The following is a 15,518-nucleotide window of genomic DNA, read 5'->3' as shown; positions in this document are numbered from 1 at the left end:
CCCCTCGACGCCCAGGAGATCGCCGCGTGGGCCGCCGCCGCCACGGGCACCGTGGGGGTGACTCTCGCCCTCGTCGGGTCGACCCCGACGCGCATCGGCCTGGCCACGGCCGACTCCGCGGCCGAGGCCGAGTGGAGCGACGCGGTCCGGGACGCCCTCGCCGGGTGGTTGGCATCCGATGCGCCGAAGGCGTTCGCCGGCGCGAAGCCGCAGGTCAAGGCCCTCGCCCGCGAGGGCGTCGTGGTCGGAGGGATCGCCGACGACGTGATCGTCGCCGGATGGCTCGTGCGTCCAAGCTTCCCCGACAAGACGCTCGCCGACCTCGTCGACCGCTACCTCGACGAGAAACTGCCCGAGGCCGATCCGACGCAACTCGTTCCCGAGACCGACGGGGCGACCCCGGGCCAGCTGTCCTGGTACGTGCTCCGGGTGTCCGAGGCGCAGCGCGCCGAGCTGCCCGAATCGGTCGCCGGCGTCCTCGACGACATCGAGCTGCCCACACTCGGCGCCCTCGCCGGCATGGAGCTCGCGGGCGTGGCCGTCTCGCACGAGAAGCTGTCCGCCTTCTCGGGCGAGCTCGCCGAACGTGCCGAGCAGCTGGCGCAGCAGGCCTACGCCTCGATCGGGCACGAGGTGAACCTCGGTTCGCCCAAGCAACTGCAAGAAGTGCTGTTCGACGAGCTCCAGCTGCCGAAGACCCGCAAGACCAAGAGCGGGTACACCACGGATGCCGCCGCCCTCGCCGACCTGCAAGAGAACGCGCACCACCCGTTCCTCGACCTGCTGCTGCGCCACCGCGAGGCCACGAAGCTCAAGCAGATCATCGACGCGTTGGACGCGGCGATCGGCCCGGACGGCCGCATCCACACGACGTACGTGCAGACCGGCAGCCAGACCGGGCGCCTGTCGAGCACCGACCCGAACCTGCAGAACATCCCGATCCGCACCGAAGAGAGCCGTCGCATCCGCGCCGCGTTCGAAGTGGGCGAGGGCTACGAGACCCTGCTGACCGCCGACTACTCGCAGATCGAGATGCGCATCATGGCGCACCTGTCCGGCGATCCCGGCCTCATCGAGGCATTCAACTCCGGAGAAGACCTGCACCGGTTCGTCGGTTCGCGCGTCTTCGGTGTCGAGCCCTCCGAGGTCACCCCAGCGATGCGCACGAAGGTCAAGGCGATGTCGTACGGCCTCGTCTACGGCCTGTCGGCTTTCGGACTGTCCAAGCAGCTGCGCATCGAGCAGTCCGAGGCCAAGCAGCTCATGCTCGAGTACTTCGCCCGGTTCGGGGCGGTGCGCGACTACCTGCGCGGCTCCGTCGAGCAGGCCCGGCAGGACGGCTACACCGAGACGATCTGCGGCCGGCGGCGTCCCTTCCCCGACCTCACCAGCATGAACCGCGTGCTGCGCGAGAACGCCGAGCGCGCCGCGCTCAACGCCCCGATCCAGGGCAGCGCCGCCGACATCATGAAGATCGCCCTGTTCCGCATCCGCAACGAACTGGCATCCGCGGGCCTGCGTTCGCGCGTGCTGCTGCAGATCCACGACGAACTGGTCGTCGAGGTCGCGCCGGGGGAGTGGGATGCCGTGGAGTCGATCGTGCGCGCGCGCATGGCTGACGCGGCCGACCTCACGGTGCCGCTCGACGTGCAGATCGGCCGGGGCGGCGACTGGGACGAAGCGGGGCACTGACGGCGGGATCCGTGACCGCGGTCGCGGCCCCCGGGTGGCCAGGGTCCCGTGCCTTCCCTAGGCTCGATGCATGACTGATGCACAACGCACCCCCACGCCGATCGACACGATCGCCGATGCGTGGGTGGACACCCTGGCCGAGCGCGTCCCCACGCTCGCCACCTACATCGGACGCACCGAGTTCAACGACCGCTTCGGCGACTACAGCCCCGAGGGCGCGAACGAGCTCGCCGACCAGGCGCGGGCCACGAAGGCCGCCCTCGACAACGCCACTCCCGTCGACGCGATCGACGAGGTCACGAAGATGGACCTGGGGCGCGAGCTCGACCTGCATCTCGAGCTCCACGCCGCCCAGACCCACCTGCGCGACGTCAACGTGATCGCCTCGCCCGCGCAGGACCTGCGCCAGGCGTTCGATCTCATGCCCACGGCGACGGTGGACGACTGGTCGACGATCTCCACGCGACTGAAGGCACTGCCGGGCGCCATCGACGGCTACATCGCGACGCTGCGCGAGGGCATGGCCCGCGGTGTGGTGCCCGCCCGACGCCAGGTCGTCGAGGTGGCGACGCAGATCGGGCGCTACACGGCCGACACCGGCTTCTTCGCGGAGTTCGTCGGCGACGCCGCCCCGGACGAGGGCCAGCTACCCGCGTCGCTCGCGCGCGACCTCGCGCAGAACTCCGGGGCCGCCCGGGTCGCGTACGACGCCCTGGCATCCTTCCTGTCGGCCGAGCTCGCCCCGGTCGCGGGCGAGGCCGACGGCGTGGGTCGCGAACTGTACGCGCTGCACTCGCGCCAATTCCTCGGCGCGACGATCGACCTCGACGAGACCTACGAGTGGGGCGTCGCGGAGCTCGCTCGTATGGTCGCCGAGCAGGAGTCGATCGCGAACGAGATCCTCCCCGGCGCGAGCGTCGAGGAGGCCGTGGCGTTCCTCGAGAAGGACGAGTCGCGCAAGCTCCACGGCACCGCGGCCCTCCAGGAGTGGATGCAGCGGACCAGCGACCGCGCGGTGGAGGAGCTGGGCCGCACCCACTTCGACATCGCCGAGCCCATCCGGCGCCTCGAGTGCATGATCGCCCCCACGAAGGAGGGCGGCATCTACTACACCGGCCCCACCGATGACTTCTCGCGCCCGGGACGCATGTGGTGGTCGGTGCCCGAAGGCGTCGACAGCTTCGACACGTGGCGCGAGCTGACGACCGTCTACCACGAGGGCGTTCCGGGCCACCACCTGCAGATCGCGCAGGCGGTCTACAACCGCGGCGAACTGAACTCGTGGCGGCGTCTCCTCGCCGGGACCAGCGGTCACGCCGAGGGCTGGGCACTGTACGCCGAGCGCCTCATGGAACAGCTCGGGTACCTCGACGACCCCGCCGACCGCCTGGGCATGCTCGACGGGCAGCGGATGCGCGCCGCCCGCGTGGTGCTCGACATCGGCGTGCACCTGGGCAAGCCGCGGCTCGACGGCGAGGGTGTCTGGGACCACGACTACGCCCTGGCCTTCATGCTGCGCAACGTCAACATGCCCGAGGAGTTCGTCCGCTTCGAGGTCAACCGCTACCTCGGCTGGCCGGGCCAGGCGCCGTCGTACAAGGTGGGCCAGCGCATCTGGGAGCAGGTGCGCGACGAGGCCCGCGAGCGCGAGGGAGCGGCCTTCTCGATGAAGGCGTTCCACACGAAGGCGCTCGACATCGGCGGCGTCGGACTCGACACGCTGCGCCAGGCACTGGCATCCGCCTGATCCGGATCGGGGCGTTCCCGAAAGGGGACGCCCCGATTCACGGGAATAGCGGCGGGGGGCATAAAGTTCATTCATCCGAATGCAAGGAGACGCCATGAACGATCGCCCCGTCGAGCTCGGACTCGACACCTTCGGAGACATCTCTCGCGGCCCCGACGGCAGCCTGCAGTCCGACGCGCAGACCATCCGCAACGTCGTGGATCAGGCCGTGCTCGCCGACCAGGTCGGTCTGTCGTTCTTCGGCGTGGGGGAGCACCACCGCAAGGACTTCGCCGTCACGAGCCCCGAGATCGTGCTCGCCGCCGCCGCCGCGCGGACGTCGAACATCCACCTCGGCACCGCCGTCACGGTGCTCTCGTCCGACGACCCGGTGCGCGTGTACGAGCGGTTCGCGACCCTGGATGCCGTCTCGAACGGCCGCGCCGAGGTGATCCTCGGTCGAGGATCGTTCATCGAGTCGTTCCCGCTGTTCGGCTACGACCTCCGCGACTACGAGCAGCTCTTCGAGGAGAAGCTCGAGCTGTTCTCGTTGCTTCTCGACGAGAAGCCCGTGACGTGGCAGGGACGCACTCGCGCCGGCCTGCAAGACGCCGACGTGTACCCCAAGACGGAGAACGGCTTGAAGGCGTGGGTCGGTGTGGGCGGCTCTCCCGAGTCCGTGGTGCGCGCGGCGCGCTACGGCTACGGTCTGGTGCTCGCCACCATCGGGGGATCCTCGGCCCGCTTCCGTCCCTTCGCCGACCTGTACCGCCGGTCGCTCGACGAGCTGGGGAAGCCGCAGATGCCCATCTCGGTGCACTCGCCCGGACACGTCGCCGAGACGGACCAGCAGGCGTGGGAAGAGGCCTACGAGGGCGTCGCCGAGCTGAACAACACCATCGGCCGCGAGCGTGGCTGGCCCGAGTACAACCGCCTGCGTTTCCAGCATGACGTCGGACCCGAGGGGTCGATGTACATCGGTTCGCCCGAGACCGTCGCCCGGAAGATCGCGGCGACGGTGCGGGCTCTGGGCAACTCCCGCTTCCAGCTGAAGTTCGCCAGCGGCTCGATCTCGCACGATCGCCTCATGTCGAGCATCGAGCTGTACGGCACGCGCGTCCTCCCGCTCGTGCACGAGATGCTCGCCGACACCGAGACCGCCGGCATCCGGTGACCACCTCGACCGACGTCGCGCGCATCGCCGACCGCCTCGACGCCCTTCCGTTCACCCGCCGCCACGGCCGCGTGCTGGGCGGGTCGGGTCTCGGGTGGGCACTGGATGCCATGGACGTCGGGCTCATCTCCTTCGTCATCGCGGCCCTCGCGGCGCAGTGGCAGCTCGCGCCGACCGAGGCGTCATGGATCGCGTCGGCGGGCTTCGCCGGCATGGCGATCGGCGCGAGCCTGGGCGGACTGCTGGCCGACCGTTTCGGTCGCCGTTCGGTCTTCGCCCTGACGCTTCTGGTCTACGGCCTCGCGACCGGGGCGAGCGCGCTGGTCGGGGGTCTGGCCGCCCTGCTCGTCCTGCGGTTCGTCGTCGGTCTCGGACTCGGGGCCGAACTGCCGGTCGCCTCGACGTATGTGAGCGAATTCGCTCCGGCGCGCATGCGCGGACGCGTCATCGTCTTCCTCGAGGCGTTCTGGGCGATCGGCTGGACCGCGGCGGCCGTGATCGGCTATCTGGTGGTGCCGGCGTCGGCAGACGGGTGGCGCTGGGCGTTTGCGCTGGGCGCGATCCCCGCCGCCTACGCGCTGATCGTGCGCTGGGGTCTCCCGGAGTCGGCGCGCTGGCTGGCAAGTCGGGGGAGGGATGCCGAGGCCTCGGCGATCGTGCGCGACTTCGAGGCCGCGGCAGGTCGCGTGTCGTTCACTCCCGCCCCGACGGAGACGGGCCCGTCGCACGCCGCGCCGCGCGCCCGCGTGTCGGCTCTGTGGGCGGCGCCGCTCCGCGGCCGGACCACCGCCCTGTGGCTGCTGTGGTTCTGCGTGAACTTCTCGTACTACGGGGCGTTCATCTGGATCCCGACGATCCTCGTGTCCCAGGGGTACGACCTCGTGCGCTCCTTCGGCTTCACGCTCATCATCACGCTCGCCCAGCTGCCCGGCTACGCCGTCGCGGCCTGGCTGATCGAGGCGTGGGGTCGCCGGGCGACGCTCGCGACCTTCCTCGCGGGTTCCGCCGTGGCCGCGGTGTTCTTCGGCACGGCTTCGGGCGAGGTGGCGATCATCGCGGCAGGCATGGCCCTGTCGTTCTTCAACCTCGGCGCGTGGGGTGCGCTGTACGCCGCCACCCCCGAGACGTATCCGACGCCGTTGCGGGCGACCGGGGCCGGGTGGGCGGCCGGCGTGGGCCGGATCGCGTCGATCATCGCGCCGTTGAGTGTTCCGCCGCTGCTCGGTGTCGGCGGTGCTCCGCTGCTGTTCGTGGTGTTCGCGGCGTTCTTCGCGGTCGCGGTCGTCGCGGCGCTGTTCCTGCGCGAGGAGCGCGGCCGGGCACTGGCCGAGGGCTGACGCGGTTCCCCTCCACCGCGGTCGGTTGGGGGCGCATTTCGTGCTTTGGGGCGTGAATCATCCGCCCCAAAGCACGGATCGCGCCCCGAACCCGACTGCCGCACCCGCGGTGAGACCCCGCGCCGAGCGTAGGCTGAGCGGATGGCATCCGTGCGCTACGTCGCGATCGGCGACTCGTTCACCGAAGGCGTCGGCGATGAGCTGCCCGACGGCACCGTCCGCGGTTGGGCCGATCTCGCGGCGCAGGGATGGGCGGATGCCACGGGCGAGCCGGTCCACTACGCGAATCTCGCGATCCGCGGCAAACTCGTGCAGCCCATCGTCGCCGAGCAGCTCGAGCCCGCGCTCGCTCTGAAACCGACGCATCTGTCGTTCAACGGCGGCGGTAACGACATGCTGCGTCCGCGTACCGGGATCGAGCGGATCGTCGACGTGTTCGACCACGTCGTGCGGCGGTGCGACGAGGAGGGCGTGCAGCTCATCGTCCTGTCGGGGGCGAACCCGTCGGCGGGGCTTCCGCTCGGGCGGGTCGTGCAGGCCCGCGGCGACCGGCTGTCGCACGCCGTCGAAGCACGGCTGCAGCACCGCCCCGACGTCATCACCGCGTACAACTGGTTCGATCGCGAACTCGCCGGCCCCGAGTTCTGGTCGGTCGACCGCCTGCACATGAACGCGCGCGGGCATCACCGCGTCGCCGCCCGGGTGCTCGAGTCGGTCGGACTTTCGGCGCCGGGGGAGTGGTGGCATCTGCGCGACATCCCCGACAGCCAGCGACTGAAGGGCACGGCGTACTACCGCGAACACGTGGCGCCCTGGGTACGCCGACGCTTGACCGGCACATCCTCGGGCGACGGCCGCGCCGCGAAGTTCGGCGGGGGCTGGACCGCGCTCACGCCCCTTCAGGGCCGCGGCTCCTCGTCCGACGGCCTCGCGACCTCGTAGACCACCTCGACGAACTGCCCCGCGCGCTCCACGGCGACCAGGGTCAGCCGGTCGGCGCCGAGAACCCGGGGGAGCAGAGGCTTTCCTGAGCCGAGAGTCACGGGAGCGATCGAGAGACGGATCTCGTCGAGCATCCCGGCATCGATGAACTGACCCGCAAGGTCGCCGCCGCCCACGACCCACAGGTCACCCGTGCCCGCGGCATCCCGCATCGACTCGGAATGCCCCCGCACGTCACCCGACACGAGACGGATGTCCGCACCCGGAATCGGCGGCAGCGAGCGAGAGGAGAAGACGAACGTCGGCCGCGTGCCGTACATCGCCGTCCATTTCTCGGGCGCGTCGAGCAGCCGCTCGTGACGGAGGAGCCACTCGTAGGTCGCCGTGCCCATCACCATCGCACCCACGCCCACCATGAAGTCGCCGAAAGCCGCCTCGGCGTCGTCGCTGCCGGGAACGGCGAAGAGCCACGCAAGCCCGTCGTCGTCGGTCGCGAGGTGTCCATCGAGGGTGGTGGCGGTGTGGAAGATCGTGCGGTTCATGCCCGCACGATAGCCGCGACGTCCGACATTGCGGAGCCGGACTTGACCTCCGGCATTAACTCAACAATCATTGAGGCATGCCCGTTCCGTCGATCGAACTCCGTGCCGCGCGCCACGCCGCGCTGTCGGATCCGGCGCGCCTGCGCGTCGTCGATCTCCTCGCCCTCGGCGATCTGTCGCCGCAGCAGCTGGGGGAGCGGGTGGGGGTGGCATCCAATCTCCTGTCCCACCATCTCAAGGTTCTCGAGGCGGCGGGGCTGGTGGATCGTCGCCGCTCGGAGGGTGACGGACGCCGCAGCTATGTGCGCCTCGTCGCGGACGCCCTGCCGTCCGAGGAGGGCGTCGGCGATCTGCGCGCCCCTCGCGTGGTGTTCGTGTGCACCGCGAACTCCGCCCGGTCGCGGCTCGCCGAGTATCTGTGGCGGGCGCGCACGTCGATCACCACAGCGTCCGCCGGAACCCTGCCCGCCGACGGCGTCGCGGAAGGTGCCGTCGCCGTCGCCGCCGCCCACGGACTCGACCTGTCCGACGCCACCCCGAAGACCCTCGACGAGGTGGCACGCCCCGACGATCTGCGGATCACCGTGTGCGACCGCGCGCGCGAGTCCGTGGCATCCACCGATCTGCACTGGTCGATCCCCGACCCCGTCCGGGTCGGCACCCGCGCCTCGTTCGAGGCCGCGTTCGACGAGATCTCCCACCGCATCGACGCCCTGCTGCCGCACGTGCGCGCCGCGTGACCCCGAAGAGAGAGACCTATGTCACGTCCCACCGTTCTGTTCGTCTGCGTCCACAACGCCGGCCGGTCCCAGATGGCCGCCGGCTACCTGCGGCACCTCGCGGGCGACCGCATCGACGTGCTGTCGGCGGGCTCGGAACCGAAGGAGCAGATCAACCCCGTCGCGATCGAGGTGATGGCCGAGGAGGGCATCGACATCGCGGGGAACACCCCGAAGATCCTGACGGTGGATGCCGTCCGCGAATCGGACGTCGTCATCACGATGGGCTGCGGCGACGCGTGCCCCATCTTCCCCGGCAAGCGGTACGAGGACTGGCAGCTCGACGACCCGGCGGGCCAGGCTGCCACGGCGGTCCGGCACATCCGCGACGACATCCGCGGTCGCGTCGAGACGCTGATCGGCGAGCTCGCGGGGGAGTGATCGGTGTCGGCGGTCGGGTCTAGGGTCGAGCCATGACCCGCACTGCTCTCGTCACCGGTACCTCCAGCGGAATCGGTCTGCACACCGCCGTCGGCCTCGCGAAGGCCGGCCTCTCCGTCGTCGCCACGGTGCGCGACACGTCCCGCGCCGACGCGCTGCGCGAGGCCGCCGACGCCGCGGGCGTGACCCTGGACATCCGGGCGCTCGAGGTCACCGACGCCGACGCCGCAGCCGTGCTCGTCGCCGACCTCGGTGTCGTGGACGTCCTCGTCAACAACGCGGGGCGCGGCGCCGTCGGAACCCTCGAACAGCTCTCGGATGCCGACCTCCAGGCGCAGCTCGACACCAACTACCTCTCGGTCGCCCGGCTCACCCGACTCGTGCTGCCCGGCATGCGCGAACGCGGTCACGGCCGCATCGTCACGGTCACGAGCGTCGGGGGAGCGGTAGGTCAGCCGTTCGCCGACGCGTATTGCGGCGCGAAGTTCGCCGTCGAGGGTCTGATGCAGTCGCTCGCGCCGGTCGTCGCGCCGTTCGGTATCGACGTCGCGATCGTCGAGCCCGCCGCCGTGGCGTCGTCGTTCACCGGCTCCGTCGACCACTACGAGGGCGGGGCGTATCAGGCGCAGCTCGATGCCTATCTCGCCCGCACGGCGGCGTCGTTCGCGCAGGCGCAGTCGGCGGAGGATGCCGCGAAGACGGTGATCGAAGCGGCGATCACCGAGTCTCCGAAGTTCCGGTGGCAGACGTCGGAGGCGGCGGTCCGCTTCGCCGGTCTCTCGCTCGGCGATCTCGACGGTTCGCGCGTGATCGGCGTGACGTCGGAATGGATCCGGTGACACCGGGCGCGCCCGACGTCACCCGCGTCTGGCTCGACACCTGGGAGTGGGCCTGCTGCGGCGACCCGTTCGGCGTCGGTGACGAGGTCGATCTGCTCGTGCGCACGCGCACGCCGTCGCCGGCGTTCATCCAGAGCGTCGGTCCCGAACTCGCTGCCACCATCGACGCGATCGAGTCCCACCACCAGGAGACGCCGTCGACCCCGGAGGACCGGGTGCAAGGTCGGGTACGCGGCATCCATGCGGTCGTTCAGGAACACATCGAGACGCGACACCTGCGCCGCCCCGGCTTCGGCGCGCCTCCGGATGCCGAGATGCCCGCGGAGGGTGAGGAGTGGCCGTTCACCGGTCGAGATCTCGGCAACGGGGTCATGATCGGCTCGCGTCCATCCACATGGATGATCGAGAGCGTTCCCGTTCCCGGTGCGGTCACACTGGCCCCGCGAGATCGTGTGCCGCGCGAGGCCTCCGACGCGGAGGCCGCACCGCACATCACGGAATCCGAACCCCCGCCCGAGCGGCGCACCACGTCCGTCGTCGCGTGGGTCGTCGACGTCGCGTCAGAGCCGGGAGATGAGCAGGAGTCCGACGAGGATCTCGAGGAGCACTCCCACGGCCAAGAGAGAGGGCAGAGTCGGGCGTGAGGCCGTGACGCCGAGACCGAGAGCGATGAATCCGGCGATCCCGAAAACCACCGACGAGCACCAGAAGACGACGATCGGCAGGATCACCGCCATGCTCGACGCGCCCGACAGCGTCGCGTTCAGCCCGAAGGTCCACAGCAGGACGAACGTCAACGTCGCGAGAGCGATGGACGAGAGCACGATCGACGCGGTGCGCCCGCGGTCGCGAGGGAGTCGGGGGGAACTCATCCGGTCAGGGTAGCGGTGAGACATCGGTTTGAATCACCGCCGTCTCGCACCCTTCAGCGCACTACCGGACCTTCGAGCAGCACTGGCATCAGCGGTGACGGATTCTCGGTCGCGGAGGCGATGAGCACGACCCAGCCGTTCTCGACGCCCGGCAGCAGAGCGTTCCACTGAGCATGGAACCCGCCGCACAGCGAAGAAATCATGTGCAACGATGAACTCGGAAGATCGGGGGGCAGACGGTGACACTCATCGCGGCGTGGATCAGAAAGAACAGTAACCTCAAGGAATTGGTGTTGGCTTCGGACTCGCGCGTAAGCGGCGGCGAGTCCTGGGACACCTGCCCGAAGCTCGTAGCATTGCCCCGGCCCGCCACCGCGATTGCAATGTCCGGCGACGCGACAGCCGCATATGCATTTCTCCTTCACGCGATCAACACGTGCACCCTCCTGGATGGACACCAGTCGGGACGCTCGGACATTGGGTATCTTGCGAACAAGCTCCGCGTCCTCTATGCCGCAAGCCGCCGAGAGGTGTCAGACCTCCCGCTCGGCCAATCTGCGCCGGACGTCGTCACGTTGAACGTCGTCCTAGTGGGATGGTCGTGGAGAAACCTGTGCTTCGAGGGCTATTCCTACCGATACGACAAGAATGGCCATCTGCAAATGCGGAGATTACCGAGCCTTGCGGAGAACTCCTGGGGTTCATTCTACTTTGCTGGAGATGCCAGCCGAACCGCTCAGGCGCGAACATGGGTACGTATTCGCAATAATGGATATCCACTGATGCACGATTCCGAAGATCCGGAGAAGTTGGCGAACGAGACATTTCTCAACTGGGAACCACTCGAGACGCTGCTCGACGTGATCGCGGATCCATCGGCCCGGACGGTCGGAGGCGCCCCGCAGCTGATGAAGATCTATCAATACGGAGAGTGCGAGAGCTTTGTCTGGCGGGACGCGAACGGGAGCTTTTACGGCGGCCGTGAGATCGACGAGAAGGAGCGATTCGATCGACGGATCGCATCGTTCTCGAACGGAGACCTGACGACCGAGATGCCACCGCGGCCGTAAAAGGATCTCTCCCGATCGCAGTGATGCGGAGAAACTGCGCACTAAACTCAAACTGACATAATGTGCATTATCGGCGTGTTTACAGAGCGGCGTTCTGTCGTTACTCGCCAACGCCGCTCGTGCGCACATGGACGGTTCTTGCGGGTAGATGCATGAGCATGTAGACACCGCAGAACCCTAAAGCCAGGCCGACCACGGCGGAGGTCGCCGCAATCTTTGTGAACTCTCCGGTCGCGTCTCCGAAGCCCATGATCAGCAGTGTCAGGAAGCTGGCGAGAGCGATGATCACAGCTGAGATGAGGATGAGGCTCACACCGGCTGCGATCGCGAGCGGGCGCCGCGAGGTTCCCCGTGTCGTAGATTCGGCCGCCATGAGGTCATCTTCTCATTGCAGGTCGAGAACGGTGGGCTCTGGGCGCTCGCCTGCGGGCAGGTGCAGGCCACCAGGAGTGGGCCGTTCGTCCTTCCAACCTCCGTCCGAGCCCGCGAACGACAGCTCCTGACCACCGCCACCGGTAGGCTCGCCTCAATGGAATCGCGCCGTCGCTCCCGCGACGCGCGGGCCTACCCCGGGACCGCGGCATGAGTGGCATCCTGACCGGTTTCGCCGTCATCGGGCTCGCCGTGGTCGTCGGTTACGTCGTCGCCCGCATCGACCTGCTCGGGCCGCACGCGCGCCCGGTGCTGAGCCGACTGACGTTCTTCGTGCTGTCGCCGTTCCTGCTGTTCGTCGTGCTCGCCCGCGCCGACGTGAAGACCCTGTTCTCGGCGCTCCTCCCCGTGTCGATGATCACCGCCGCCGTCATCATCTTCGGCTACGCGCTCGTCTCCGCGCTGGTCTTGCGTCGGAGCACGGCCGAGACGGTCATCGGCGCGCTGTCGGCGGGTCAGGTGAACAGCAACAACATCGGCATCCCGATTTCGCTCTACATGCTGGGCAACGCGGCGTATTCGGCCCCGGTGATCCTGTTCCAGCTGCTGATCCTCATGCCGATCGCCCTGGCGATCCTGGATGCCGCGACCTCGGGCGTGCGCTCGCCCCGGCGCATCCTCACCCAGACGGCGAAGAACCCCATGCTGATCGGTTCCGTGATGGGGGTCATCGTCGCGGTGCTCGACATCGACCTGCCGCCGATCGTCATGGATCCCCTGACGTTCTTCGCCGCGGCCTGCGTCCCGATCCTGCTCATGTCGTACGGCATGTCTCTGTACGGCCAGCGGGTGCTCACCGAACCCGGTCGCCGTGTCGACGTGGTGATCGCCACGACGCTCAAACTCCTCGTGATGCCGGCGGTCGCGTGGGGTGTCGCGGTGGCGTTCTCGCTGCCGACCGATCAGGTCTTCATCGTCGTCGTCCTCGCCGCGCTGCCGACCGCGCAGAACGTCTTCAACTTCGCCCAGCGATACGGCGTCGGCGAGATCCTGTCGCGCGACGTGGTGTTGCTCTCGACCATCGGGTGCCTCCCCGTCCTGTTCGGAGTCGCCCTGTTGCTGGGATGACGTCGGTCCCCCACGACGTTCATCGCAGGGTCTAAGGTGAGGCTCGAAGCTCTCAGCATTCGTCCAGGAAAGGCTCGCCATGTCCACCTCCACCTCGTCCAGTACGCCCGCGGTGCGGGCGGTACGCACCGCCCTGGCCGTCAGCGGTGCGGTCTCCCTGATCGTCGGTCTCCTGATCCTGCTGTGGCCCGGGCGCACCGCCCAGGTCGCGGTCGGCATCATCGCCGTCTACGTCATCATCGCCGGCCTCGTGAACATCGGGATCGGCATCTTCTTCCGCTCCGGATGGGCGCGCATCGGCTACATCGTGCTGGGCCTGCTGTTCATCGTCGCGGGCATCTTCTCGTTCGCGAACCTCGCCGCCACCACGGCCTGGTTCGGCGTCTTCGTCGGCACGCTCGTCGGCATCCTGTGGATCATCGAGGGCATCGTCTCACTGACCACTCTCGGCGACGGCTCGTCGAAGGCGTGGACGATCTTCTTCGCGATCATCAGCATCCTCGCGGGCATCGTGCTGCTGTTCTCGCCGCTGCTCGGCGCGGTGACGCTCTTCCTGCTGATCGGCGTCTCGCTCATCGTCCTGGGTGTGTTCCAGATCGTGCGCGCGATCCGCTTCGGCAAAGAGGTCTGACTCCTCCGCACCAGAGAAGGGGCCCGGATGCCATGGCATCCGGGCCCCTTCTCTGGGTCAGGCGGTCGGGAGGTGCCGCTCCCACCAGTCGAGCACGGCGTCGAACCGCTGGACGCGGTGCCGCGGGCGGCCCGCGCGGGTGAGCTCGTGGTCCTCACCGGGGAAGACGAGCATCTCGGCCTCGACACCGGCCTGCTTCAGCCCCGCGTAGTACCGGGTGGCCTGCTCGAGCGGGCAGCGGAAGTCCAGCTCGGAGTGCAGCACGAGGGTCGGCGTGCGCACCTGACCGACCACCGCCATCGGGCTCTGCGCGGCCATGAGCGCAGGATCGGTGCCGACGTACTCCTGCCCGAAGAACGAGCCGATGTCGCTCGACCCGGGGAACGCCGTCGGGTCGAGGAACCCGCGCTCGACGATGGCGCCCGCGAACCGGTGGTCGTGCGCGATGATCCACGCGGTCATGTAGCCGCCGTACGAGCCGCCCATGACACCGACGCGGTCGGCATCCAGGCGCGGGTCGGCGTCCACGACGCCGTCGAAGAAGTCCATGACGTCGAAGTAGTCGAGCGTCCCCATGGCCTGGCGGATCGAGCGCCCGTGCGCGCGACCGTACCCGGCGCTGCCGCGGGGGTTGCTGTAGACCACGGCATAACCCGCATCGACGAGCACCTGCGTCTCGTCGAACAGGTGGATGCCGTACGACGCGTACGGGCCGCCGTGGATCTGCAGGATGACCGGGAACGGTCCCTCACCCTCGGGGACGGCGACCCACCCGTGCACGGGGTATCCGTCGCGTCCGGCGACTTCGTGCTCCTCGGGGATCACGACACCGCGCTCGCGCACGGCCGCGCCGTGATCGGTGAGGACCCGCGCCGGCGCGGAGCCGTCGACGAGCACGAGCTCACCGAACGACGTCGGCGACGCCACGGATGCCACGACCCGCGCGCCCGCGACCGCGTGACCGGCGACCTCGACGTCGCCCCCGAGCACCTCGCTCACCTCTCCCCCGCGTGTGATGCGCAGCAGCCGTAGGCGGCCCCGCGTGCGGTTCTGGACGAGGACGTCGTCGCCCGCGAAGGACACGTGCGAGCCGACCTCGCCGAGGTCGATCGTCTCGGGGTCGGTGAGCGGACGCGGGCCGGTCTCGGTCAGCATCCACAGGCCCGTCCCCGGGGCGACGAAATCGACACCGGAGGCACCGACGTCGTTGCCGCGCAGGAACACCGTGCCGTCGGGGGCGACGGCGACCTCGTCGATCGAGAGGTTCGCGTCGGTCGAGAGCAGCTCGCGCGCCTCTCCCCCCTCGACGCCGACCTCGACCACGCGCGAACGCAGATCGCGGGCACGATCCTCGATGTCGTCGGGGAGGCTCAGCAGTGCGCGGCCGTCGGCGCTCCACGTCACGCCCGACCAGCTCGTCGCGCCATCGGTGAGCTGCTGCGGCGCAGAGGCGACGACCCGCTTCTCCGGCGTCACGACGTCCGGGGCCGGTTCGTAGAACGGCTCCGCGTCGGCGGCGGGGGCATCGACGACGAACAGGTGCGCCGGGCGGTCGAGATAGCCGTGGCCATTGGCGTGCCAGCGGATGCCGGTGATCCGGCGCGGCGGTTCGGCCGCGGCATCCCGTCCCTCCACCGTGCCGTAGCGGCCGGGCTCGACGACGCGAGCGGTGAAAGCGAGGCGGGTGCCGTCGGGAGACCACGCCGCCTCGGTCACTCCCCCGGGCTGATCGGTGACCTGCACCGGCTCGCCGCCCGCGGCGGGGACGACGAACACCTGTGCGCGGCCGCGGCCGTCGGGACGCAGGAACGCGATCGTGGAGTCGTCCGGCGAGAGCCGGGGAGCACGATCAGCGACGCCGCGCGTGAGGCGGCGCGGCGCCCCGTCGGGCAGGTCGAGCCGCCACAGCTGGCCCACGGCGCGATCGGCCGTGACGTCCGGGCGGGAGGTCGCGTACACGGCGAACCCTCCGTCCGACGACAGCGCCGGCCGCCCGACGGAGACGAGGGTCTCGATGTCGACGGCGCGCACGA

At 69.3% G+C, this 15,518-nt stretch carries 17 protein-coding genes; 12 read left to right on the top strand and 5 right to left on the bottom strand.

The features are described 5' to 3' along the window. The 5 genes from FE256_RS10090 to FE256_RS10070 all read left to right on the top strand — a co-directional run. Positions 1–1,692: DNA polymerase (locus FE256_RS10090; protein WP_252370973.1), on the top strand; the 1,692-nt coding region annotated here is incomplete at its 5' end. A gap of 70 nt (positions 1,693–1,762) precedes the next feature. Then, a complete protein-coding gene (locus FE256_RS10085) occupies positions 1,763–3,439 on the top strand; it encodes a DUF885 domain-containing protein (protein ID WP_138175250.1) in 1,677 nt (558 codons plus the stop codon). 94 nt (positions 3,440–3,533) lie between these two features. Beyond that, the gene (locus tag FE256_RS10080) at positions 3,534–4,592 is read left to right on the top strand and encodes an LLM class flavin-dependent oxidoreductase (protein ID WP_138175248.1); all 1,059 of its coding nucleotides are present in this window, start codon (positions 3,534–3,536) and stop codon (positions 4,590–4,592) included. Beyond that, positions 4,589–5,929: an MFS transporter gene (locus FE256_RS10075; RefSeq protein WP_138175246.1), complete on the top strand. Its 1,341-nt coding sequence runs from the start codon at positions 4,589–4,591 to the stop codon at positions 5,927–5,929. Before FE256_RS10080 ends, FE256_RS10075 begins: the two co-directional genes overlap by 4 nt. 141 nt (positions 5,930–6,070) lie before the next feature. Then, positions 6,071–6,871: an SGNH/GDSL hydrolase family protein gene (locus FE256_RS10070; RefSeq protein ID WP_171024289.1), complete on the top strand. Its 801-nt coding sequence runs from the start codon at positions 6,071–6,073 to the stop codon at positions 6,869–6,871. Here FE256_RS10070 and FE256_RS10065 read toward each other — a convergent pair. Next, positions 6,829–7,413, bottom strand: a complete 585-nt coding sequence (locus FE256_RS10065) for a dihydrofolate reductase family protein (RefSeq protein WP_138175244.1) — start codon at positions 7,411–7,413, stop codon at positions 6,829–6,831. The genes FE256_RS10070 and FE256_RS10065 overlap by 43 nt on opposite strands. A gap of 77 nt (positions 7,414–7,490) precedes the next feature. On the opposite strand from FE256_RS10065, the gene FE256_RS10060 reads away from it, so the two are divergent. From FE256_RS10060 to FE256_RS10045, 4 genes are read left to right on the top strand one after another with little or no spacing between them, the layout of a single operon-like run. Then, a complete protein-coding gene (locus FE256_RS10060) occupies positions 7,491–8,153 on the top strand; it encodes a metalloregulator ArsR/SmtB family transcription factor (RefSeq protein ID WP_138175242.1) in 663 nt (220 codons plus the stop codon). Between the two features lie 18 nt (positions 8,154–8,171). Beyond that, positions 8,172–8,573: an arsenate reductase ArsC gene (locus FE256_RS10055; protein ID WP_138175240.1), complete on the top strand. Its 402-nt coding sequence runs from the start codon at positions 8,172–8,174 to the stop codon at positions 8,571–8,573. Positions 8,574–8,605: 32 nt separating this feature from the next. Beyond that, complete coding sequence (locus FE256_RS10050) at positions 8,606–9,412, top strand: SDR family NAD(P)-dependent oxidoreductase (RefSeq protein WP_138175238.1); 807 nt, start codon at positions 8,606–8,608, stop codon at positions 9,410–9,412. Beyond that, complete coding sequence (locus FE256_RS10045; RefSeq protein ID WP_171024288.1) at positions 9,409–10,056, top strand: DUF6578 domain-containing protein; 648 nt, start codon at positions 9,409–9,411, stop codon at positions 10,054–10,056. The genes FE256_RS10050 and FE256_RS10045 overlap by 4 nt, the downstream gene beginning before the upstream one ends. Here the strand turns inward: FE256_RS10045 and FE256_RS10040 are convergent. Both FE256_RS10040 and FE256_RS18165 read right to left on the bottom strand, forming a co-directional pair. Next, positions 9,973–10,284 (bottom strand): hypothetical protein, encoded by a 312-nt coding sequence (locus tag FE256_RS10040; RefSeq protein WP_138175234.1) that lies wholly within the window; start codon positions 10,282–10,284, stop codon positions 9,973–9,975. The genes FE256_RS10045 and FE256_RS10040 overlap by 84 nt on opposite strands. Positions 10,285–10,337: 53 nt before the next feature. Then, the gene (locus tag FE256_RS18165) at positions 10,338–10,487 is read right to left on the bottom strand and encodes a hypothetical protein (protein WP_171024287.1); all 150 of its coding nucleotides are present in this window, start codon (positions 10,485–10,487) and stop codon (positions 10,338–10,340) included. A gap of 36 nt (positions 10,488–10,523) precedes the next feature. On the opposite strand from FE256_RS18165, the gene FE256_RS10035 reads away from it, so the two are divergent. Then, positions 10,524–11,354 (top strand): hypothetical protein, encoded by an 831-nt coding sequence (locus FE256_RS10035; protein WP_138175233.1) that lies wholly within the window; start codon positions 10,524–10,526, stop codon positions 11,352–11,354. A gap of 100 nt (positions 11,355–11,454) precedes the next feature. Here FE256_RS10035 and FE256_RS10030 read toward each other — a convergent pair whose 3' ends face one another. Beyond that, positions 11,455–11,727, bottom strand: coding sequence for a hypothetical protein (locus tag FE256_RS10030; protein ID WP_138175231.1), 273 nt, complete (start codon positions 11,725–11,727; stop codon positions 11,455–11,457). A 209-nt stretch (positions 11,728–11,936) separates the two neighbouring features. Here FE256_RS10030 and FE256_RS10025 point away from each other — a divergent pair, with 209 nt between their 5' ends. Both FE256_RS10025 and FE256_RS10020 read left to right on the top strand, forming a co-directional pair. Then, positions 11,937–12,854 (top strand): AEC family transporter, encoded by a 918-nt coding sequence (locus FE256_RS10025; protein WP_138175229.1) that lies wholly within the window; start codon positions 11,937–11,939, stop codon positions 12,852–12,854. Positions 12,855–12,933: 79 nt separating this feature from the next. Then, a complete protein-coding gene (locus FE256_RS10020; protein ID WP_138175227.1) occupies positions 12,934–13,485 on the top strand; it encodes an HdeD family acid-resistance protein in 552 nt (183 codons plus the stop codon). Between the two features lie 57 nt (positions 13,486–13,542). Here the strand turns inward: FE256_RS10020 and FE256_RS10015 are convergent, their stop codons facing one another. Beyond that, positions 13,543–15,516 carry a S9 family peptidase gene (locus tag FE256_RS10015; RefSeq protein WP_138175225.1) on the bottom strand — a complete coding sequence of 658 codons (1,974 nt, stop codon included), beginning with the start codon at positions 15,514–15,516 and terminating at the stop codon, positions 13,543–13,545. Positions 15,517–15,518: the final 2 nt, after the last annotated feature.

Origin of the sequence: Microbacterium sp. 5K110, from assembly GCF_005774735.1 — a bacterium.
In the GTDB taxonomy this organism is placed as follows: Bacteria; Actinomycetota; Actinomycetes; order Actinomycetales; family Microbacteriaceae; genus Microbacterium.
The sequence above is the reverse complement of the archived record's forward strand: the minus strand, read 5'-3'. Positions and strand labels throughout refer to the sequence as shown.